Here is a 21618-nt window from a genome sequence, read left to right as displayed (position 1 = left end):
GAGCAGTTGGAACAAAGCCTCCGACTGAGCGAGCCACCAAACACCCCAGTACCACCAACCTACGCCCTGATTTGTTTGCATGGCGATCCCATTGCCAATATTGGCAAACAATATGCTGGCGGGCAGAGTATTTACGTGCGGGATCTGGGCGTAGCACTAGCTCAACGGGGCTGTAAAGTAGATATTTTCACCCGTCGCGAACATCCCGATCTGGCCGAAGTTATCGAAATTCATCCTGGCTGCCGGATAATTCGTCTCAGCGCAGGGCCAGCAAAAGTTATTTCTAGCACCGAATTATTGGAACATTTGCCTGCTTTTATCGAAGCTTGGTTGGCTTTTCAAATTAAATCGGAACGCAACTATACTTTACTCCAGAGTGATTACTGGCTCTCCGGTTGGATCGAACATTGCGCCAGGTTACCCCTACCCTTTCGACTATATCTAGTTGGTGGCAGCCGCACAGGTGGAAACTACGATCGGGAACAGCGACGCTTGCCAGAATTAGTCAAAGAGTTAGGCTTCCAAAATGCTACTGCGTTTGTTGGGACAATTCCCACAGCCGATGTAGCTAATTACTATGTAGCCGCCAATGTGTGCTTCGTTCCTAGCCACTACGAACCTTTTGGGTTGGTTGCGTTAGAGACGATGGTAGTTAGCAACCCTGGTGGTGGGGATGAAGCTGGAATGCAGATCCCGCTCCGCAATCCTACGACACTAGCAGTAGCCATTAAAGAGACGCTCGGTAACCCCTGCCAACCAGCAGCTAATGGTAAGGCTGGGTGTAAATGGGCGATGGCTAATTTTAGCTCGGCAACCATGAAAACTAAAATTGATAGTCTCTATCAATCGTTAATCTTGGCAGAGTCCGTTCGCGAAGCGATCGATAATCAAAAACTCGCGCCGATCCTCGCTACTCAACTTCAGCATTTACCGCGATTCAAACAACTGGATCGCCTCCAACAAGCAACAATACTCGATCGATTGCTAATATCTTTGCGCGATCGACACATTCAGCTAGAAAACACCGAACTAAACTAACCACATCACAATCGTAAACAGTCATGCTAGAACTTCAATTTTCCACTGAGACCGCTTCATCCACTCTCGATCGAGTTAGCCAATTACCACATCCGCCCGCAGATATCGAAACCGATCGTCACTATCTAGATAAGCATCTCCAAGGCAAGATGGATTGGGATGAATTTTTAGAAATTTATCCAATTCCGCCCTATGACGATCCACTATACTAAGCCTCGATCGCTCAATTCTTTGTCTTCTGGATATTTTTTGCCGATAATTTCAACTTTTGGAACAGACGGTGAAGAGATCGGCAAATCACAAATACCTGCGAACGGTTAACAAGAATCATGACGATAAATGATACCGACAATTGGGTCGATCGCTTAGCACCAAGTATCCCGATGGGCAATTCGATCGTTGCCCCCAACCGCCGACCGAGCTATGCCCTCATTGCTGTCGATAGCGATCCGACTGCCGAAATTGGCAAAGTAGGAGGTAGCCAAAATGTTTACGTGCGGGAACTTGGGCTAGGACTAGCACGACGAGGCTGTCAAGTCGATATATTCACCCGTCGCGAACATCCCGAACAGGAAGAAATCGTCGAAAATTCACCTGGATGTCGCACGATTCGCCTCACCGCTGGGCCAGCAAAATTCATTCCTCGCGATGAATTATTTGAACATTTACCCGCCTTTGTGGATGCTTGGTGGTTATTTCAACTCAGATCGGGACGTAACTATACGCTGATTCATAGTAATTATTGGCTCTCTGGCTGGGTGGGGCTGCGACTAAAATCTCACTTGGGAATACCCCAAGTGCATACTTATCATTCTGTTGGCGTAGTGAAGTATCAGAGTATGGCAAAGCCACCAGCAATTGCCGTCACCCGTCATCTGGTAGAAACAGCGTGTTTGACATCCACAGACTGTGCGATCTCCACCAGTCCCCAAGAAGTTGCCGATCTGCGGCAGTTAATTTCCGATCGAGGACGGGTCAGAGTTATTCCCTACGCTATTAATACCAGTCACTTTGGCTCGATTGCCAGAACGGTGGCTCGCGAACATTTAAAAATTGCTACTGATGAAAAATTAATCTTGTATGTTGGTCGGTTCGATCGTCGCAAAGGGATTGAAACTCTCATTAAAGCTTGCGCCACATTAACTAAACCATTCCGACTTTATCTAGTCGGCGGCGATCGCACAAGCGAGGAAGAGTGCCAAGAACGACAACGCATTCAAGATTTAGTAACCGAGTTAGGCTTAGAGGATGCGACGGTATTTGTCGGGCAAGTTGCCCAAACCGAGCTACCGTTCTACTATGCAGCCGCTAATGTGTGTGTTATCCCTAGCGACTACGAACCTTTTGGATTGGTTGCGCTCGAAGCGATGGCCGCAGGTACCCCAGTTATTGCCAGTATAGTGGGTGGTTTAAAATACACAGTCATTCACCGCGAAACCGGAATGCTGATTCCCCCCAACGAGCCGACAGCATTGGCAGCAGCAATTACAGAGGTGTTCGACGATCCTTGGCAGTGGGAAGCTTATGGCCAAGCTGGACGCCAATGGGTTCGAGATAATTTTAGTGCGGCAGAGATCGTCGCTGAAATTCACAGCCTTTATCAATCTTTAACCTTGGCAGAGTCAGTTCAATCAGCCTGCGATACCCAAAAACTCAATCCCAGCTTGAAGTTAGTTTCGAGATTCATCGAATAAACCTAGTTTTTAGGAAAGAGACGGGAAGTTTCCATATACTAATTTAGTTAGGCAGTAATATTACACTACCTCCCAATCATGTTTTTCACGCTCTCTGAAGAAGACCGTGCGATCCTGACTCGCCTCGAAGAAGACATGTGGCGGGAGGTCACGCGCTTCGATCGAACTTTTCAAGAACAGCGATTCGCTGCCGATTTTTTTGAGTTTGGTCGATCGGGACGAGTCTACACCCGCGATCGGATTGTTCGCATAGATTCGCAGCCAATCCACGCAGTACTTCCGCTGCCAAATCTTGCCATTCGCCTGCTTGACCAGAATACAGCCCAAGTTACCTACAACAGTCAAGTCGATCGCGATGGCATCATCGAGTACGGCAGACGAAGCTCTATCTGGTCGCGCACAGAAAATGGTTGGGTCATGCGCTTTCATCAAGGCACACCATACCAGCCATAACAGAGACAGCATGAGGCAATACCTGTCAGTCGATCGTGGCAATACGAGAGAACATATTTTCTGATTGGAATACCCGATCCGATCGAAACAATTCAGTTCTACATGGATACCTGTGGTTGGTCTCATCGTAATATGGAGACATGTCTGGGCAGTTTGACAATCGTTTGATGATACCAACGCCGAAATAGCAGGGTTGCTCGATCGCTTGGCACGTTACACTCTTCAGTTGTAGTCGGAATCTCACCTACTTGAGATTCGATCGTCACTCGATCTTCAACAATGGGAGAGATAAACTCTTTCGCCACTTCAACGGTATCAGGTGCGAGCAACTGAAATACCAGCAAATATCGAGATCGATCGCGATCGATCGGAATTGCAAAAGAGTGCATCCGAATCGGTATCCCCATTTCATCAAACTTCAGCACCACCAAGTTGGGCTGATACCACTCAGAACCAAGACCAGGCTCGATCTCTAGACCCGATTCAATGCTATGCAGGCGATTGAAAAATTGCACGCTATGTTCTGTCTGAGTAATTTTAAATTCCACAAAACTGCCAGCAGGAGTAGCATTTTTAACGATTTCACTACCAAAGGAATTACGATGCACGAATGGTACGTGGACATAATCCATTAAATTCTCAACTATTCTCGTCCAGTGAGCATTCCAGACCTCATGATAAATGAAGTAAGATTCTGCGTTGGCGTAGCCTACCGGAGGTAATTGCGTCAAGCTATCGGGAAGTTGTGGTTCTGGAGCTTCCCCTTCACCAGTAAACACCCACACCAACCCCGCAATGATTCGAGTCGGTAAGCTCACAGCCGAAAGTTTAGACAACTGAAGATCCGCAGGATTATTGAGTGGAACGTGAGTACAAGCACCATCTTTGTGGAATTGCCAGCCGTGATAGGGGCATTCCAAACAGCCATCCGCACTCACCCGCCCCAGCGAAAGTGCTGCCCCACGGTGAGGACAGCGATCCAACAGGGCACCAATTTCATCTTTTGAGTTCCGAAATAAGACGATCCGTTCGCCAGCAAGTGCGACTGCTACAGGTTGATTCTCAATTTCCGCGATCGGTAGCACGGGCGTCCAAACATTGGGCAATAAATCGAACATCACAAGATTCTCCTAGTTTGTTTTGACAACCTAAAATTAGGTAGGTAAATATTTAAAAAAAAGATTAGGGTAAGAGTGCGCCACCTAAAAGTAGCTCGATCGTATCTAGAACTAATTCTTCATCTGTTTTTGAGCCATACCTGCGATAGGTAGACAACGATTCTAAAGTGGCGATGAAAGTACCTGCGGGTAAGCCCAAATCGCTGTGAAATCGCTCTTTTAATTGATGTCGATATCGATCGAATAACGCCACAATCGGATCGAATGCACAACGACCCATTGCTGCTCCAAGTAGATCGGCTTTGTCTGGAGAAAGTTCGGGCAAATCGCTCATCACCATCCTTTCGCTGTTGAGCGGCGGTTGCTGAATCAACCAGATCCCGACAGCAAACAAACAACTCGGTAACGTTGGCTCTGCTCGATCGATCGCGCCTTCGAGAGCAGTCAGCCGATGTTCTAGATGACGCAACATCACCTCCACATACAAATCCTCCTTTCCCAGCGGAAAGTGGTAGTAGAGCGAGGCTTGCTTGATGCCCAACTTGTCAGCAATATGCTTTAACGTCACAGCCGTATAGCCGCGAGCGGAAAATAATTGCTCTGCCGCATTGAGAACGGCATCTTTTGACGAAGTGGGATTGGCTTTTTTATTCACACTACCTAATTTAAGGTAGGTAGTTATATTTGTCAAGCCCGATCGAAATTAGGTTGTTTCAGGACGATCCATCAAACGGCCATCTTCCATATAAACAATTCGATCTGCAATATCCAAAATGCGGTTGTCGTGAGTAACTAACAAGATCGTGCAATCTTGTTCTTTAGCGAGTTTTTGCATCAGTTCTACCGCATCGCGACCCGATTTTTTATCTAATGCGGCAGTTGGTTCGTCGGCTAACACAATTTTCGGCTGACTTACCAGCGCACGCGCGATCGCGACCCGTTGTTTTTGACCACCAGAGAGATTGTCTGCATAATATTCTGCCCGTTCTTCTAATCCAACGGTTGTTAAAATATCATTGGCAACTTTATCTAAATCTCCTTTGAGATAGCGATCGTGTAACTCTAGCGACATCCGCACATTTTGTTTGGCAGTTAAAAAGGTGAGGAGATTGTGTGCCTGAAAAATATAGCCGATATTACCACGCAGCTTAGTTAATTCTTGCTTGCTGGCATCGCGCAGCTCTCGATCGAGAATTTTTAAACTACCTTCTTGTGCCGATCGCAAACCCCCCATTAATGTCAGTAAAGTCGTTTTTCCAGAGCCAGAAGGCCCAGTCATGATGACAATTTCGCCTGCATAAATATCTAGATTGATGTCAAACAATGCCTGTTTTTTGAGATTGCCATCACCAAAATAATGGTTGAGATTACGTGCAGAAATAATCGGCTCAGACATTTTAGTCACAGTTAATAATAAATTCATTGGAGTTGTGAAGTAAAAACATAAGATGCTTCGGCTTCAGAACCCCGACTTCTTGAAGAAGTCGGGGTTCTGGTGACTCTGGTATAGATCGCTAGAAAATATCGGCAGGATCGGCTTCTTGGAGTTTTCGCATCGCAATTCCACCAGATGCAACGCACATAATAATTGTTAAACCCAGTACCAAAACTGCACGATTGACACTCATGAGAATGGGGATAAATGTCACCGAAGTAGCGAGTGAGTATAGTCCTAGTGCTACGATAAATCCAGGAATAAATCCTAAAATTGCCATGATTAAAGACTCCTGAATGAGAATGCTCATTAGGTAGCCATCGCCATATCCCATCGCTTTGAGCGTGGCGTATTCTGGCAGGTGGTCGGAAACATCGGAATAGAGAATTTGATAGACAATGACGATGCCAACGATAAAACCAATTACTGCACCAAACCCAAACAGAAATCCGATCGGACTATTTACTTGCCAATATTTTTTCTCATGCTCGATAAATTCTGCATGAGTTAAAACTAAAACATCTGGAATCTGCGATCGAATTGCCGTTTGAACTCGCTCGATGTTCGTCCCCGGTTTGAGAGTAATAATCCCCACATCGATTTGGTCGGCTCTGCGCTCTGGGAATAGCCGTAGAAAGGTCGAATTACTAGTAATGACATTACCATTGGCAGAAAATGATGCACCCATGACGAACGTTCCAGTTACTTGCGTCTGGATGTTGTTGAACTGGATCGGTACCGATCCAGATTGCTGTAAAGGTTCGACGATCTTGCCAAATAAGTCGGCATTTCCGGTGCGATCGTATAGGATTCGATTTAATAACTTGAGTCGATCTAAATGCGCTTTCACTTCTGGCAGGACGATCGCCGAATCGTTCGGATTGATGGCAAATACCATCGTCGATTGATTTTTTAAAGTTTGCGGATTGCGCCAGCGACCTTGATCGATATACATGTAATTAATCGATCGAACCTCTCCAACTCCCGCCGCTTGATACAGCCGCCGCCGAGGAAAACTTTTGACCACAGCCATGCTTTCAAATAAGGGATTAATCAAAAATAAATCTCCTTGCAGCGCAGTATATGGCTTAGTCACCGAATCAAACAGTCCTTCGGCTAGACCTAATTGAAAGAAGATTAAAATATCAGCAAAGGCAATTCCCGCTAGGGCAACGGCAAAGCGGGTTGGCTCTCGTTTGAGCTGTAGCCATGCGAGGGGCGTTCTGCGAAAAAATTTGCGAAACATAGCAATTTGTGAGGTGACATGTTTAACCCAAGTTGCTACCTTGGAATGCCAACGATTGAAATCGTGGCTAATGCTGCAAAGTCCGCGTAGGCGGACTAATAATTCAGTCCGCCTACGCGGACTTTACACTCCGAGCGGCAGTTTCTAACCGCTGGTAGGAACTTGAGCTATTTAGGTCGATTATGGTTGAATTGCTACTTGAACTTGCAAATTGGTCAATCCGGCCACTTTTTGGCCGTCTGCTGGCTCGATGCCGATTCGGACTTTGACCACTCGCCGATCGAGATTTTCGCCCGGTCGATCGGCAAATGTGCTTTGGCGACTGACGGCTAGCCCGATATCGCGCACGGTACCGCTTAATTCGCCTGCAAACGCCTCGCCTGTAATCAGCACGGATTGCCCCAACCGGACTTTTTTGATGTCCCCTTGGTCGATTTCGGCCACGACCTGCATTCGATCGGTTTGACCGATATCTACGATCCCGTCATCATTGACGACTTCTCCAGGCTTGGCAAAAATATCGAGAATTTGTCCGGCGATGGGCGATCGAACGTATGCCTGAGCCAGTTCGGTTTCGACTCGTTTTGCTACTGCCCTTGTCTGGTTTACTTTAGCCTGTGCCGTTTTTACATCCACTGGGCGGACTTCAGAGATTTTACTCAGAGTTCCTTGAGCCGAACTCACTTGTCGCGCGCCTGTCGATCGAATCCTTGCTAAGACAATTTTGGCCTCACTAATTTGTTTACTTCCAGTCGCGATCGTTCGTTGTAAATTCGCTTTTGCTTCACTAATTTTGCGATCGCCAGTAGCTCTAGTTCTGGTTAATCCCGCCTGCGCTTCATTTAATTGTTGAATGGCCGTATCGACACTCAACCGCCTAGTCTCGTACTGCGATTGGGGAATCGCACCTGCTGTATATAATTGCTTGTACCGCCGTAATTCCGATCGGGCATTATTTAATTCGGCGGCTAATCTTTTTACCGTTGCCGATTGCACTTGGATGTCTCCAGCCAATTGTGCTTCCAGTCCAGCCAAATTAGCTTCCTGAGCGGATTTATCCCCCGCCAACTGTGCTTCTAATCTGGCTAAAGACTCCCGTTGCGCTCTTTCTTCACCGAGTAATTGTGCTTGAATCCGCGCGATCTCGGCTGTTTGGGAGTTGATTTCGCCAGTTTTGGCACCCGATCGCACTTGAGCTAATTCTGCTTGAGCTAAGTCTACTTGCGTTCTCGCTTCTGCTAATAAGCCTTGTAAGCGATCGCGACTATCTAAGATGGCGATCGTTTGTCCAGCTTTAATGCGATCTCCTCTTTTAACCAGCAGTTGTGCCACTCGATCGTTATTCAATGCCGCAGGCACCGAAATCTTCGTGACTTCGGTTTGGGGTTCGAGTTGTCCCAACGCCACCACTCGCGGCACTGCTGTCGTCGTCGGTTGTTTTGCTTCCGGCGTTTGACTGCCCTGACTAAATTGAGACATACCGTAATAACCGATTCCGGCGGCGGCGGCGAAAACCACAAAAACCAGCACCCGCCGATGAGCTGGTTTCGACAAGAACTGAATGTTCATAGCAAGTCGATAAAATGATAACTGTACCGTCTGGACGGTATTAATTTATTTATACCGTCCAGACGGTATGCTGTCAAGCCCGACCGTCTTGATGTTATGGTGGAAGAATAAGCCGAGATTCCAGACAGGCGCAATTGTCTTTAGTGAACGAATCCCCCAAATCGATGGCTCCCGATCTCCCACCAGCACCCAAAGGTGTAGGAAAGATCGGTAAATCTCTATCCGCTGCGGCAACTCGCGATCGGCTGTTGCAAGCCACAAGTCACATTATTCAAACCCAAGGCATCGAGCGGCTGACTCTCGATGCAGTTGCCAAGGAAGCAAAAGTCAGTAAAGGCGGGTTGCTGTACCATTTTTCGACTAAAGAAGCACTGATCGCGGGAGTAGTCCAATCCCTGATGGACGAATTTGATGCCGATATCGATCGCGAACTCGCACTCGATCGATCGCCCGAATCGCCAGGACGATGGCTCAGAGCTTATGTCAACGCAACATTTAATGGTAAGCCCCTCCCTACAACGCTGATTTCGAGCCTAGCCCTCGTAGCGACTAGCAATCCAGATCTGTTGGAACTCGTGCAAAGTCGATTCGATGCTTGGCAACAAAAAATATCAGTCAGTGGACTCGATCCTGTCCGTGCCAATTTGGTGCGGCTGGCTGCGGACGGGTTCGGCGATACTGAGATGTTTGGACGCACGCTACCGAATGCAGCCTTACGTGAGGATCTGTTGGCAATGCTCTTGGCGATGATTCAGGAAGCCGAGTCTGGCGATATCCGCATCACAAAATAGCTGGAATAGAGGTAGCTGTAGCGAGGTGGGGACAAATTTGTGCCTCTCGATCGGATTTAGACGCTACGCGGGGTGCAACTGGTATCGATCTTAACCACGATCGATAAGCTCTTTTTAGGTTATTTAACAGGATAAAATGTAAAAGTGTAGTTCTAAAGATCGAGATGACAATAACCCTTAACGTCCCACCAGAAATAGAGCGACAGCTCGATCGAATAGCTAAAGAGCAAGGTCTTTCAATGGAGGCTTATGCTCTAAAACTTCTGACAGAGAGTGTTTTACCTCAAGATAAGTCAACTAAATTGGTTAATCTGCTTCAGTCATGGATAGATGAAGATGACACGCAAGAGCAACAAGAGACAGGAGAGTATCTGATTCAGGCTCTAGATGAGGATCGTTTATCCGATCGCAAGTTATTTCCTGATGAATTGAAAGGTGTAACTTGGTAAGTCAAGTCGTTTTATTAGATTCAGGGCCAATTGGTTTAATTACTAACCCCAATCGATCTCCAGCAAGTGCTGCTTGTACTAACTGGCTTCAAACTATCTCTACCGCAGGTGTTCGAGTTATCATTCCAGAAATAACTGACTATGAAGTTCGGCGAGAATTGTTGCGCTCGAATAAAGTTAAAGGAATTAGTCGATTAGATGAGTTAATAGAATTGGTGGAATATTTACCCATCACAACTGCGGCGATGAGACAAGCAGCCATATTTTGGGCACAGGCTCGTCAGCAAGGACAACCAACAGCAGGTGACAAAACTATTGATGGCGATATGATTTTAGCTGCACAAGCTATGACTTTAAATGTTTCAGATGTTGTCATTGCTACAACTAATGTCGGTCATTTATCTCGGTTCGTCCGAGCCGATCTGTGGCAAAATATCACTCTGAATAACTAATCAATTGCCTATGGCACGCTACGCGAAAGATAAGCTAATCTAAATGCTTTCACAAGTAGATATGGATGTTCGCCTTTTGGTAATACCACAAGTCGATCGATTATTATAAAATCTGATTTAGCTTTCAAATGAAGATAGTTTTACACATCAGCTCTGCATGATTATGTGGTTACTTCCACAACTATCGACAAAGCTTCAATACAAATTTAATCAAATAATTTATCTATGTCTTCAGGAGTTATTCATACTTCCGATGCCTACGACAAGCTGAAAGAGAATACAAATACTGTGATGAAGAGCTGCTTCGCTGCAAGCGATCGTCTTAGTTTTCATAATTTAGTTTCTCAGTGGACTCTATCGGTTCTCTCGCTAGGCTTAATTGTAATTCCACTGCTCACGGTTACTAAAATGCCACTTCGCTATAACCAGAACATCATCGACTTTGCATCTATCAGTTTAGCAGTAGCGATACTTATGTTATCTCTTTTGATAGGAGCTAATAATTATGCAGCGCGAGGATATAAAATGTATCAATCAGGTCTTGATTTTAATGACTTATTAAGGGATATGAGATACGTTGAATCTAATAGTGATAGAATGACACATTATCAAATTTTTAGTAATCGTTATGGAAACATCCTGAGACAATATGAGAATGTCAGTGCTATTGACAACCTACAAGGACAAATTAACATTAATAGGAAAAAGCCTATATCAATTAGCTTATTCGGTCAACAATTGAAATATTGTTATCTTTATTTGATGGAACTGCTTGTCTATATTGTCCCGATTGTTTTTGAGTTTAGCTTTATTTATTTTCTTATAACAAAATGATAAACAGTAAAGAAGGCCACTAAAAATAGCCTGAGAGCTAATTATAGATCTATTTAGCTCTCAGGCTATCTTTGGCAAATCCCAAAGCGGCGGAAATAGCCGCTGGGGTGAGGCGGGGATGAGCTGCTAAAATTTGTTCGGTGGTATCACCTGCGGCTAATTTTTCGATAATTAACTCGACGGTGATGCGCGTACCAGCAATTACAGGTTTGCTCATCATCACGCGTGGATCGGAAATAACTGATGCTCGATAGTCCATAAACTTATTTTTGTTAAATAATTACATACACTTATTCTATTGCTAACTCTCCCATTCGTCTAAATTGCTAAAATACTTCTGCTGATTTTTCTGGGTACTAGTTATGGAAAAGCTTGGGAATCTAGAAAATTATCAAAAAGAAAATACTGTTTGCACGGTTCCGGTAACAATAGTACCGTTTGCACTTTGATTGCTAGGATTATTGACAATCTGGATCGAAGGGGTAACTTGAATATTATCACTCACAGCAATGCGATAAAAAGCTTCAATGTTGGTTTGATTTGCATTCCCAACTTCATTGGAAATGAATGGTTGCCCGATCGCAATACCTGCCAGACTTCCCTTCATCAGGAGATCTGGAAACGCTAAACCAGCCATCCAATAATTAGGATTAATATTGCCAAATGTTGTTTTTTCATAACTGCCATAGCCATAACGACCGAAGAATGCAATTTGCGGGGAAATCTGTAATTCAACGTTGATACCAGCAACATCAAATCGACGATCGTAAACTTCTCCACCGCTGTATTGTAGGCGCACTGCCATAGCTTTTGAAGGTGCATATTCTAACTCCGCAGTATATTGATGCGTGTCGCCAAAAAGTCCGCGATTGCCCCCCTGAATGGGATAGAGCAAAGGCACAAATGAGGCACCACCTCGAATTGGGCCTTGACTACTCGAATTCGCCGCATCGCGTGCTGAGTAAGTTGCCCGCAGACTAAAAGCTCCCCGATCGGGATTCCAATCGATCGCACCGCCTGCACTCGGCCCATCGTTTGTCATTAGCAGCAGATTGTTGACAAATACCTGGGAGTTAAAGTCTCTAAAGCTCAGATTGGCATAACGATTGCGATCTATATAATCACTGATGCGAATGTCCGGGCCGATAGCCACTTGTAAATCTGGGTTTGGCTTAAAAGCATAAACCAGGCGACCGATCCCAATCGTGTTGCGGGTCGGTGGTTTGACCGAGAAATCGATAACACTGCCAAATGTCGGTTCTAACAGCCCTGTCACATTCGTCGTCCCACCACCACTGCCAGTTTCTAGCAAAATCCGCAAGGCATCTGTACCTGTAAAACTGGTATTCAGATCCAAAGCAACTCGATATAAAGTTGTTGCTGGCGGTTGCTCGTTAGCAATCTGTCGGCCTTGAGCGTCGATAATCCGCTCTCCTGAAAAGCCACCCGCGTTGACAGCTACGATAACTTGTCCTCGCAGCTTGGTTGTCGGTGAAAATTGCTGTGTATTCAGTTTATTTGTGCTATCGGCGATCGTGTTGGCACGTTCTCGAATTATCGCTAGTTCTGGAGCAAATTCTTGTTGTAGGCGGTTGAGTATGTTTAAATCCTCTGGGCGAATTGCAACTGTCGTCGAACTTGCCGACAGTTCATTCATCCGCGTGAGGCAGTTATTTAGTCCTGTGGCAAACTCATAACGTGTCAGGATACGAGCTGGATCGCTAAAATCATTAGGATTTGCTGTGATACAACCGTAGCGATCGATTAACGATCGAACAGCCTGGAACGATCGATCGGTTGGCCGAACATTAGAACGCTGTTGTCCTGAAGTGAGATCCTTTACTACAGGGGATTTTTCAGCTCCGGCGGGAGCAGCTAGTTCCGCCAGCAAAGAGTTAGCCGAAAGTAGCAGTAAGAACATCGAGAGCGGGAGGGGATACCATTTCATAAAGTTATCGTCCGATTGATAATGCACGCTCATTGATTTATTCTTTCAATTGCTTGTCTTGCGTCGGCTCCAGGGTTTGACTGTTGAAATAACGATAATTATCATCAGCACCAGTGTTTGTAAGACTCCACCCACCATGACTGTGCTCTCAAGTCGCAGGTAGTCGGCATTTTGCCATGCTTGAGAGCGTGCAGTTTCAGAAATTGTCGTCATCTCCTTTGTCCAAGGCCCCAGCCAAATCGAGCCAGCCACGATCGAAATTAATGTCAACAGTTGTTTCACCATGAGCCAGTTATGTTTGAAAAATCCCCAATTGGTGAAACTACACAGCAAAACTCCAGTAATAACTGACAGCACCGCAGCAGGCACGATAATAAATTGCCCCATTAAATTGCGAGCAACATTGATGCCATAGAGTACATCGCCCCTGTCCAGGCTGCGAAAGCTTAGAGCTAGAGCCGCAGAACACAACGCCGTCCCAAACCATAAACCGCCAGAAGTGATGTGTAGACTCAGCAACCAGTTTCTCTGCTCGATCTTCAGTTTCATGATTTACCTCAAAAAGTTGACCGCCTTATAGTTAGCTGACTAACTAATATTAGAGCTTGGCAGTCAGTAGGATGTCAAGAGGTTGTCGAAATTTATTTACCGCCTTATCATAAGGGGGCTAAATATCTCTGTTTTATGCAAGTATTTCCAGGTCGGGAGACATTTGAAGAACTCGAACGGGATTTTCCAGATTTTGATGCCGAATCGGTGGAAACCTGTCTGGCGTTCCTCAATTCAGCCACTGAGGTTTATACGGCTTTCGATGCCCATTTCGATCGGTATGGACTCTCGGCGGGAAAATTTACACTGTTGATGCAACTGTATGTCGCAAACCAGGGACTCGTACCATCAGAATTTGCCGAACGAGCCAATGTCACGCGGGCGACGATTACGGGTCTACTCGATGGATTGGAGCGCGAGAATTTGGTACAACGGCAGCCGCATCCGAGCGATCGGCGAATGCTCACAGTTCACCTCACGGAGCGGGGGAACGCACTTCTGGAAAATATCTTGCCCGATCATTTTTGCCGTACCAAAAAATTGATGGCAAATTTAACTACAAAAGAGAAAAAGACTCTAGTTAATTTGCTCCAAAAGCTCAACTCTGGTACTTCAGCATTGTCCGACGCTAGTTGAAAACGATCGCCTCCGAAAATAAACCATTCGGCTGGGGTATTTGGTAATGGAACTATTGCCAGAGGCTGAAGTAATAGGATTGCTGACGTTGATGCTGCTACAAAAATCGCGACGCACCACACGGACTTCGGCGACTGGGGACATCATGCTGAATCGAGCGGTAGCAGTGGCGATGCGCGATGGCTATTTAGTAGGATTGCAAGCGATCGATCGAGCAGACGATCTAGACTTATTTGGCAATTGATTCCCAGGCTGTGACGATCGACTGTAAAGACTTGGGGATGCGCTGTTTCTCGATGCTGGTGTAGCTGGTGCTACTGCCAATCCCTTGGAGCGTGACTGTCGGCACATCGGCTACAGACGCTGAAGTCAAATAACTCAGTCCGTTTAAGTTGGCAAAGCCTTGACGAGATAGCAACGCTTTGAATCGATCGAGTTGTGTTGGTGTCAGCGTTCTGAGTAGTACCGGACGAGATCGAATATTGGGCGCGGTAATTAAGCGGGTAACTTTGCCATCTGTAGCTAGGGTGGCGATCGTCGTTCTACCTGTAATATCTCCCGAAGTAGAACTAGAAAATAAAATATTAGGCTCTAAAGCTGCATCTGCGGACGCAAACGAAATCGCGACAGGCGCGATCGCATTACTTGCGGCTGTATTTTGGACGATGCGACTAGCATTGCGATCGAGATGATACACCCAACTGCGCCGCCCATTGGTTAGCACCGCTTGCCAACCTGAAAGCGCAATTTTAGTACAAGCTCGATTGGGTGTCACAATCCCCAGACAGCCATCAAATGTTCGTGGGGCGATCGCTGTGACTTGAATTTTCTCGATCGCGATGCCTAGCTCTCGGTTGGCAAATTGCCGTAACTTCCGCGCGACAGGTAGTGGCAAGACAGCTTGGGGCGATGTTTCCGTGCGGAGATTTTTGCCCGTATTATCGGTACGGTAGAAATAACTCTGGCTGCCATCGGTTGCCTCGACTCGCCAACCATTAACGATCGCTTGCGTACATACTTCGTCAGTTTTGGCCAAGCCCAGACAGCCATCCGACCAAGTTTGCTGTGAAAAGCTCTGGACTTTTAAGCTAGCAGATGGGACTTGAAATCGTCGCACTAGATCTTGTTTGACGCTATTGGCGACTGCTTTGGGGAGGACATTGGCTTGGGCGATAACAGGCGGTATCGCTGGCAGTAAGATCGTTATCGGAGCTAAGATTGCGATCGCCAGATAACTACGGATTCGGCCTAACATACATCAACGTTAAAAACTAATCTCCTTGACTGACTCGATCGTCGTTTGGTTTCACCATTAGGCAATTCTGGATGTTCTGTCTATTTATCGATCTTCTGTAGACAAAAATTCGTTAAGCTGGATAGAAATCTGGCAGATAAATCGATATTAATGTAATGAAGTTAGTTTCCGATCCGACTATCGCCCGCAAGATGGCCAAAATGCAAGAAAGAATGCGGTGGCATCATCCATTGTTTCAAAAATTAGGGATCGATCGAACGCGACTAGTGTTAGAAGATCGGATCGAGCCAGATCGGGGGTTTACATTTTGCGTGCTAGGAGACAGCGGTAGTGGCGTGCGACGGCGCGATAGTCCCCAGCGGCGCGTAGCGAAGTTTATGATGCGAACGGCACCTTCAGCGCAATTTATCCTGCATACTGGCGATGTTGTCTATCTAGTCGGATCGAGCGAACAGTATCCAGAGAATTTTATCAAACCTTATCGAGAATTACTGGTAGGTGGCGATGTTGCCAAACAGATTCGCTATGACTCGATGGTCTTCAATCGCCCCTTCTTGCCCGTACTCGGCAATCACGACTATTACGATTTACCGATCGCTTATGGCGTATTGTCGCAGTTATTGCGCCCCGTGCGCCAAGCTTTTCGGTATTACATCGATTTGGATGTGAGTTGGCATGGTTCGTTTCAGGGAGATGCCTATGCGAGAGCCTTCTTAGATTATCTCAAGGATATCCCCGATTCAGAACTCCAGCAGCATTTAGAGCGGCACTATACAGCTCAGACTTCTACAGGTAAAGGGTTAAACTATCAACCAGGCAAATTTACCCGCATCCCCAACCGCTACTATCGGTTTCGCTATGGGGGGATTGACTTTTTTGCCCTCGATTCTAATACCTTTAATGCACCATTGCCGATCGAATCCAACGAACGGGGCGATCTGCGCCGCCAGCAATTGATCGCAGATCTAGAACGATTGCAAGCCGAGCGAGAGGATCACTTGCAAGTCATGCAAAACTTAGATCCCGACGATCCCACGCAACCGATACCGGGCGAACAGCAATCCCTCGACGAGTTACTGGGCAAAGTCGAACAAATTGAAGAATTAATTCGCGATTTAGAAAAACAATTAGATCCCAATACAGTCCACGAACAGATCGATTACGAGCAATTAGAGTGGCTCGAACGCGGACTGATCGAATCTTGGCAAGACAAAACCGTGCGCGGACGGATGATTTATTTTCATCATCCGCCCTATGTTACCGAAGCAACCAAATGGCATCAAGGTCAAACCCTAGCCGTGCGGCATTATTTACGTGAAGTATTCGATCGCGTCGAGCAAGCAGTCAAGCCACTCATGGATAACCGTCCTCTGGTAGATTTAGTCCTATCGGGGCACGCTCATTGCTTTGAATATATCGAAACCTTAGACACCGGACATGCCGATCGAGGCATAAAATGGGTTATCTGTGGTGGAAGTGGTTTTAGTCTGCGCCGCCAACGTCAGGAAGGGAATGTCTTGCAAGAACGGATCGATGGCAAGTTGCAGGATGTCGCCGTGTCGCATCAGTTTATCGGTAAAACCGGACGCGGTGCTGATAAAAAGCACCCCTACTCGTTTTTACAAGTTGATGTTTTACCTGGACGAGATCTGAAATTTAATCTCAAGCCCCAAATTGCCGAGTATCACCAGCATCAGTGGCAATATTACACGAGTAAGTTAGACGATTCTATGTAGGATTTACTCTCTTTCGATCGATCTTGAGTAACGGCGTAGTCCTTTACCCACCCCGCCCTATGGGCACCCCTCCGAGGAGGGGATTTTTCACTCTAGCTCTCCTCGAATATGCGCCGATTTTCTGGTTGGCAAGCGATCTGTGTTTATCGTTGGCTTTGCTCAGGGGTGATGAGTGAGCGCAGATCGGGGGCTAGGTAGGGGTTGAATTCAGATCGAAAGAAGTCTCCTAGACTTGTGAGTGTGCTGTAACTGGTGGATGACTCAAGTGAAGAATCCCCTCCTCGGAGGGGTGCCCGTAGGGCGGGGTGGGTAGATCTTTGCAGTACCACCCCACCCACTAGTCCAGATCTTTACATAGTAATTGCGTGGAGTGCCTTTTATGGGTAACCTGAGATCGTGCTATCCGTTATCGATCGAGATCGATCCTCGCAAACCATATGCTACCCCTAATAGAGCGACTGACAGATATTCGGCTGATTGCGACGGATGTCGATGGTACCCTGACTCGCGAGGGTAAATTTACCACCGAGCTACTACAGGCGATCGATCTTCTCAATTCCAAGGGCATCAAATTACTATTGGTTACGGGTAGATCTGCGGGCTGGGTGAGTGCTGTCAATAATTATCTACCCGTGGCTGGAGCGATCGCCGAAAATGGTGGCGTATTTTTCCAGTCCAATTGCAGTGGATTTGATTTTCTGACGCGGCTCGAAAGTATCGAGGAGCATCGCGCCCTTTTGGCAGAGCGGTTTTGGGAATTGCAAGCACGTTACCCCCAAATCGAAGAATCGAGCGACAATCAGTTTCGGATCACCGATTGGACATTTGACGTGGCGGGGTTGACAGATGCAGAAATAAGCGCGATCGCGACTCAGTGCCAAGAGTGGGGCTACAGCTTTACCTTCAGTACCGTGCAGTGTCATATCAAACCACCGCACCAAGATAAAGGGGTGGCAATTGTCCGAGTACTCAAACACTATTTTCCCGAGATCGCACCGAACCAAATAATTACCGTCGGCGATAGTCCCAATGATGCGACAATGTTCGATCGAGCGTTATTTCCGCTCTCTGTCGGTGTTGCCAATATCCAACATTACACCGATATCTTGCCACATCTGCCACTATATATCACCAAATTACCTGAAGTTGCTGGATTTTGTGAATTGGTAAAGTTATTAAAGTAGAGCCAACAGTATATTAATTTACCGTTGATTGTTACCCAAAGCTGCCATAATTTTAACGCTCGCTCGCTCGCTGGAACCTTTAGGGTACCAACGACGTCAGACGGGGCAATGCAGTTAATTAATATGACAAATGATCTCATCTACCGCTAGAGATTCGCTGGTTTCAGCTATTTTGCTCTCGATCGCGATCGTGGCAATTGCCCCCGCACAGGCAGATAATAACGCCAAAATTCAACCAACGATTCAAACAAATTACGATCGCATTAATGCGGCCTTTGTCCGTAAAGATATTAAAGGAGCAACTGCACTTTTTACCCCAGACTATGTAAATATCAGTCCTGAAGGTAACAAACAAAACCTATCAGAATTCCGCGAACATTATAACAATCTTTTCACGCGATTCAATATTAAATTAACATCTACTAAAGCCACAATTAAAACGATCGATACTAATGCCAGTGGCATCGATGTCGCGATCGAACAAAAAACCGAAGGTACGGTTGCTGGTTTTAATAAGATTATCATCAACCAAACATCTCGCGATTCCTGGTTGAAAACTCCCCAAGGCTGGCGATTGAGACAAAGCAAAATTTTAACCAGTCAGACCACTTTTAACGGTCAAACTTTTAAAGGGTAAATTTAATTGAGAATTGATAATTGATAATTGAGAATTAAATTTTTAGGATAGAAGTAGGGTGGGCACTGCCCACCATGCCGATTCTGGGAGTAATCTATTTTATAAATAATTGCACCTATTTATCAAAAATCATTCTAGCTCGAATGAATCGATCGCATTCATCGCCGTTCCCAAATATTGGTAATAACGATCGGGTCGAGCTTTATATGTCAAAATATAAGCCTTGCCTCGATCGATCGTCCAAACTTCCAGATTTTTGATAACTTGGGCATTTTCATCTTTACCAGTATAGATGACCAAATTAGCTGGCTTTTTGGCTAAAAGAATCGAACTCGATTCGACAATTTTAGCATTTTGATAATACCGCTTAATTTCGGCAATCGTCGATTGGGTATAATTAGCTAATGTCGTCTGTGGATCGGTCAGATTCTCGACCCTAATCGATATATTTTCGCGAAACTTATTACCTGAATTTTTATCTTGGGGACTCACAAACATTACGTTCTCGCCCGTGACAATATTCTTAATATCTTCCTGCTGCCAATTTGCTGGATATTTAATTTGAATATTTGCCGCTTTATCTACATAGCTTTTCCAGGCGATACTATTCAGATTCATAGCAACGGGACTAGTATTTGTGACGCTCGCTTGTGAAGTTAGTAATGGAGTTTTATCGGTTGCAGTTGATAATAATTTAGCAGCTCCTAGCCCGACTAATAACGCACAAGCAGCAGTACCCAAGATAACAGGTGTTTTGAGTTGAGGCGATCGACTCGGTGGGATTTGACTCAGCGCAAAAGCTTTGAGAGCTTCTAATGCTTCTAATGGTGATGAGTATCGATTCCGATAATCGGGGCGCACCATTCTATTAATAATTTCGACCAACCGACGATCGATATTAACTTCATCGCGCCACTTAAGTTCGTAAGTATAGCCATCTTTTTCGAGTGGAAACTTCCCGGTGAGAGCTTGAATGGCGATCGCGCCAACGGCATACAGATCGCTATTTAATTGCGGCATATTTTGTTCTTGCTCGTAAGAGACATAACTCGGATCGTTGAGATAGCGAGTATCCTCATCTGGTAGATTCGGCCAGACATTTCCTAAATCTTTGACAGAACTAAAGCCAATTAAACTAAATCTCCCATCATCTTGACGTCTAATAATATTCTGAGGATTGATATCGCGATGGATATATTTAAAACTATGCAGCAGACACAAAATTTCGACCAAATCCATCAAAAAGTCAAAAACTTGAGTCTGGCTCCAAATCGAGCCGGGAGTCAGTTCTCGATCGAGTAATTCGCCCTCGATATATTCACGAATCAAATATCTATTACCGTTTTCTTCAAATCTAGCAACTAAAGACGGTACTTGTGGATGCTGTCCGATATTATGGGCGATCGAACCTTGCATTTCAAATAGTTGCTCGGCGATCGATGGCAACATCCCACCATTATCGATAAATTCAATTTTTTTAACTACATATAGTGGCGATTCGACTAAATCTATATCTGTTGCTAAATAAGTAGTTCCAGACTTACCAATGCCTAGAACCTTAACTATTTTATAATGCGAGCGAAGGATCGTGCCTAGCATAGAGCGGTACTTGGTTAAGTAAGGTATATTAAATAGCATATTTAAAAAGGCTGAGGCTAAACTAAGTCTCGTAAATTTCAGCTCGATCGGACGACGATCGCCGCATTAGATCGCCATTTGGTTCGATCGAGCCGATGTCTAAGTATCATAAGCATGCATGTATAAAAATTGCAGCGATCGCGATCGCAATTCGGCTCGGGCATTTAGCCGATCTTCAATTACTAGATTCAGTATAAATGCGGTGGAGAGTTAGCAAGAGTAGATGGTAACTCTGTTTATAATAGGTAATTTAACCGCTGCTGATTTTTGTCGATCGATTCTCATTCCTACCAATTACCTACGTTTCACAAAGTCGAAGCTTACCAACGATCGCACCAATTTATCATGTTTAGAATCCTTCCATCGAACCATAAATTTTTTGGTACTTTCCTCCTAAGTGCGACACTCGCAATTGGATCTCAATGGTTTGCACCCACGATCGCTCAAACCAGTCGAAAGTTTCAGTGCGAAATGATGGCTGGGGCACCAACGACTGTTGTCAAAACTGTACGGGGGAAGATCCCGATGATTCATTGGGTTAAATCCTTTACCGGGCGATACAATGACATCACCAACCGCTGCAAGGAAGTCTCCAATCGACTCGATCGGTTCAATCGAGCTGGTAACTTAAGATATATTCGCACGGGGAATGTCAATAGCTATCCCGTCCTCTGCGTCGATGCAGGCGTTAGTGGTAACACTTGCCCCAAGGCTAGCGTACTAGTCACCCTCCACAAAGGTACCGATTCAGCACGGGTGCTCCAACAAATTCTCGATCTGCGCGCGCGCGCTTCCGGACAGATCGTTCAACTCAGCGGCGAACAATTAATTCGCTACCGCAATGGAGATGCTTATGTTAGTATCGATCGATTATTAGGGGCTAAATAGCAAGTCTCTGGGTAAGCGAGTCAAGACAGAGGCTGTGCCAACCAGAGCGACCCCAGTAAGTGACAATC

23 protein-coding genes and 1 pseudogene are annotated in these 21618 nt (G+C 45.7%); 14 read left to right on the top strand and 10 right to left on the bottom strand.

Going from position 1 to position 21618, the window contains the following annotated elements; translation table 11 throughout:
- The 4 genes from C7B77_RS05415 to C7B77_RS05400 form a co-directional block, all read left to right on the top strand.
- The coding region (locus C7B77_RS05415; protein WP_146138195.1) for a glycosyltransferase at positions 1-1038 on the top strand (1038 nt) is incomplete at its 5' end.
- Positions 1039-1061: 23 nt separating this feature from the next.
- Complete coding sequence (locus C7B77_RS05410) at positions 1062-1250, top strand: hypothetical protein (RefSeq protein WP_106301109.1); 189 nt, start codon at positions 1062-1064, stop codon at positions 1248-1250.
- A gap of 171 nt (positions 1251-1421) precedes the next feature.
- Positions 1422-2732, top strand: coding sequence for a glycosyltransferase (locus C7B77_RS05405; RefSeq protein WP_106301121.1), 1311 nt, complete (start codon positions 1422-1424; stop codon positions 2730-2732).
- Positions 2733-2810: 78 nt separating this feature from the next.
- Positions 2811-3185 carry a nuclear transport factor 2 family protein gene (locus tag C7B77_RS05400; RefSeq protein WP_106301106.1) on the top strand — a complete coding sequence of 125 codons (375 nt, stop codon included), beginning with the start codon at positions 2811-2813 and terminating at the stop codon, positions 3183-3185.
- Positions 3186-3307: 122 nt separating this feature from the next.
- Here C7B77_RS05400 and C7B77_RS05395 read toward each other — a convergent pair whose 3' ends face one another.
- The 5 genes from C7B77_RS05395 to C7B77_RS05375 form a co-directional block, all read right to left on the bottom strand.
- On the bottom strand, positions 3308-4303 hold the full coding sequence (locus tag C7B77_RS05395) for an aromatic ring-hydroxylating oxygenase subunit alpha (protein WP_106301103.1): 996 nt from the start codon (positions 4301-4303) through the stop codon (positions 3308-3310).
- Positions 4304-4367: 64 nt separating this feature from the next.
- Complete coding sequence (locus C7B77_RS05390) at positions 4368-4994, bottom strand: TetR/AcrR family transcriptional regulator (RefSeq protein ID WP_106301100.1); 627 nt, start codon at positions 4992-4994, stop codon at positions 4368-4370.
- A 12-nt stretch (positions 4995-5006) separates the two neighbouring features.
- Entirely contained in the window at positions 5007-5726 is a 720-nt protein-coding gene (locus C7B77_RS05385) for a DevA family ABC transporter ATP-binding protein (protein WP_342761345.1), read from the bottom strand.
- Positions 5727-5817: 91 nt separating this feature from the next.
- The gene (gene devC / locus C7B77_RS05380) at positions 5818-6984 is read right to left on the bottom strand and encodes an ABC transporter permease DevC (protein ID WP_106301097.1); all 1167 of its coding nucleotides are present in this window, start codon (positions 6982-6984) and stop codon (positions 5818-5820) included.
- Between the two features lie 180 nt (positions 6985-7164).
- Positions 7165-8553 (bottom strand): HlyD family efflux transporter periplasmic adaptor subunit, encoded by a 1389-nt coding sequence (locus C7B77_RS05375; protein WP_106301094.1) that lies wholly within the window; start codon positions 8551-8553, stop codon positions 7165-7167.
- A gap of 143 nt (positions 8554-8696) precedes the next feature.
- Between C7B77_RS05375 and C7B77_RS05370 the strand changes: the two genes are divergently transcribed.
- From C7B77_RS05370 to C7B77_RS05355, 4 genes are all read left to right on the top strand, one after another.
- Positions 8697-9344 carry a TetR/AcrR family transcriptional regulator gene (locus C7B77_RS05370; RefSeq protein ID WP_146138193.1) on the top strand — a complete coding sequence of 216 codons (648 nt, stop codon included), beginning with the start codon at positions 8697-8699 and terminating at the stop codon, positions 9342-9344.
- Positions 9345-9508: 164 nt separating this feature from the next.
- Complete coding sequence (locus tag C7B77_RS05365) at positions 9509-9793, top strand: type II toxin-antitoxin system HicB family antitoxin (RefSeq protein ID WP_106301088.1); 285 nt, start codon at positions 9509-9511, stop codon at positions 9791-9793.
- Positions 9787-10245, top strand: coding sequence for a type II toxin-antitoxin system VapC family toxin (locus tag C7B77_RS05360; RefSeq protein WP_181243717.1), 459 nt, complete (start codon positions 9787-9789; stop codon positions 10243-10245). The genes C7B77_RS05365 and C7B77_RS05360 overlap by 7 nt, the downstream gene beginning before the upstream one ends.
- Before the next feature lie 225 nt (positions 10246-10470).
- Positions 10471-11079 carry an SLATT domain-containing protein gene (locus C7B77_RS05355; RefSeq protein WP_106301085.1) on the top strand — a complete coding sequence of 203 codons (609 nt, stop codon included), beginning with the start codon at positions 10471-10473 and terminating at the stop codon, positions 11077-11079.
- Between the two features lie 49 nt (positions 11080-11128).
- On the opposite strand, the gene C7B77_RS05350 is transcribed toward C7B77_RS05355, so the two are convergent.
- The 3 genes from C7B77_RS05350 to C7B77_RS05340 form a co-directional block, all read right to left on the bottom strand.
- On the bottom strand, positions 11129-11338 hold the full coding sequence (locus C7B77_RS05350; protein WP_219891996.1) for a DUF433 domain-containing protein: 210 nt from the start codon (positions 11336-11338) through the stop codon (positions 11129-11131).
- Positions 11339-11470: 132 nt separating this feature from the next.
- Positions 11471-13027 (bottom strand): iron uptake porin, encoded by a 1557-nt coding sequence (locus C7B77_RS05345; protein WP_106301079.1) that lies wholly within the window; start codon positions 13025-13027, stop codon positions 11471-11473.
- 45 nt (positions 13028-13072) lie between these two features.
- Positions 13073-13576, bottom strand: a complete 504-nt coding sequence (locus C7B77_RS05340) for a DUF2269 family protein (RefSeq protein WP_106301076.1) — start codon at positions 13574-13576, stop codon at positions 13073-13075.
- A 135-nt stretch (positions 13577-13711) separates the two neighbouring features.
- Between C7B77_RS05340 and C7B77_RS05335 the strand changes: the two genes are divergently transcribed.
- Both C7B77_RS05335 and C7B77_RS31640 read left to right on the top strand, forming a co-directional pair.
- Positions 13712-14212, top strand: coding sequence for a MarR family winged helix-turn-helix transcriptional regulator (locus C7B77_RS05335; protein ID WP_106301073.1), 501 nt, complete (start codon positions 13712-13714; stop codon positions 14210-14212).
- A 25-nt stretch (positions 14213-14237) separates the two neighbouring features.
- A pseudogene (locus tag C7B77_RS31640) lies at positions 14238-14358 on the top strand (DUF6596 domain-containing protein); the annotation flags it as partial.
- An 83-nt stretch (positions 14359-14441) separates the two neighbouring features.
- Here C7B77_RS31640 and C7B77_RS05325 read toward each other — a convergent pair.
- The gene (locus C7B77_RS05325) at positions 14442-15467 is read right to left on the bottom strand and encodes a hypothetical protein (RefSeq protein WP_106301070.1); all 1026 of its coding nucleotides are present in this window, start codon (positions 15465-15467) and stop codon (positions 14442-14444) included.
- A 155-nt stretch (positions 15468-15622) separates the two neighbouring features.
- On the opposite strand from C7B77_RS05325, the gene C7B77_RS05320 reads away from it, so the two are divergent.
- From C7B77_RS05320 to C7B77_RS05310, 3 genes are all read left to right on the top strand, one after another.
- Positions 15623-17203 (top strand): metallophosphoesterase family protein, encoded by a 1581-nt coding sequence (locus tag C7B77_RS05320; protein ID WP_106301067.1) that lies wholly within the window; start codon positions 15623-15625, stop codon positions 17201-17203.
- A gap of 437 nt (positions 17204-17640) precedes the next feature.
- Positions 17641-18387, top strand: a complete 747-nt coding sequence (locus C7B77_RS05315) for an HAD-IIB family hydrolase (protein WP_106301064.1) — start codon at positions 17641-17643, stop codon at positions 18385-18387.
- A gap of 130 nt (positions 18388-18517) precedes the next feature.
- Positions 18518-19024, top strand: coding sequence for a nuclear transport factor 2 family protein (locus tag C7B77_RS05310; RefSeq protein ID WP_146138192.1), 507 nt, complete (start codon positions 18518-18520; stop codon positions 19022-19024).
- Between the two features lie 129 nt (positions 19025-19153).
- Here the strand turns inward: C7B77_RS05310 and C7B77_RS05305 are convergent, their stop codons facing one another.
- Positions 19154-20623 (bottom strand): protein kinase domain-containing protein, encoded by a 1470-nt coding sequence (locus C7B77_RS05305; protein WP_181243716.1) that lies wholly within the window; start codon positions 20621-20623, stop codon positions 19154-19156.
- Positions 20624-21007: 384 nt separating this feature from the next.
- On the opposite strand from C7B77_RS05305, the gene C7B77_RS05300 reads away from it, so the two are divergent.
- Positions 21008-21550: a COP23 domain-containing protein gene (locus tag C7B77_RS05300; protein ID WP_106301055.1), complete on the top strand. Its 543-nt coding sequence runs from the start codon at positions 21008-21010 to the stop codon at positions 21548-21550.
- Positions 21551-21618 lie beyond the last annotated feature (68 nt).

It is taken from the genome of Chamaesiphon polymorphus CCALA 037 (genome assembly GCF_003003845.1).
Lineage (GTDB): Bacteria > Cyanobacteriota > Cyanobacteriia > Cyanobacteriales > Chamaesiphonaceae > Chamaesiphon > Chamaesiphon polymorphus.
Note: the sequence above shows the minus strand (reverse complement) of the source record. Positions and strands in the feature narration are given on the sequence as shown.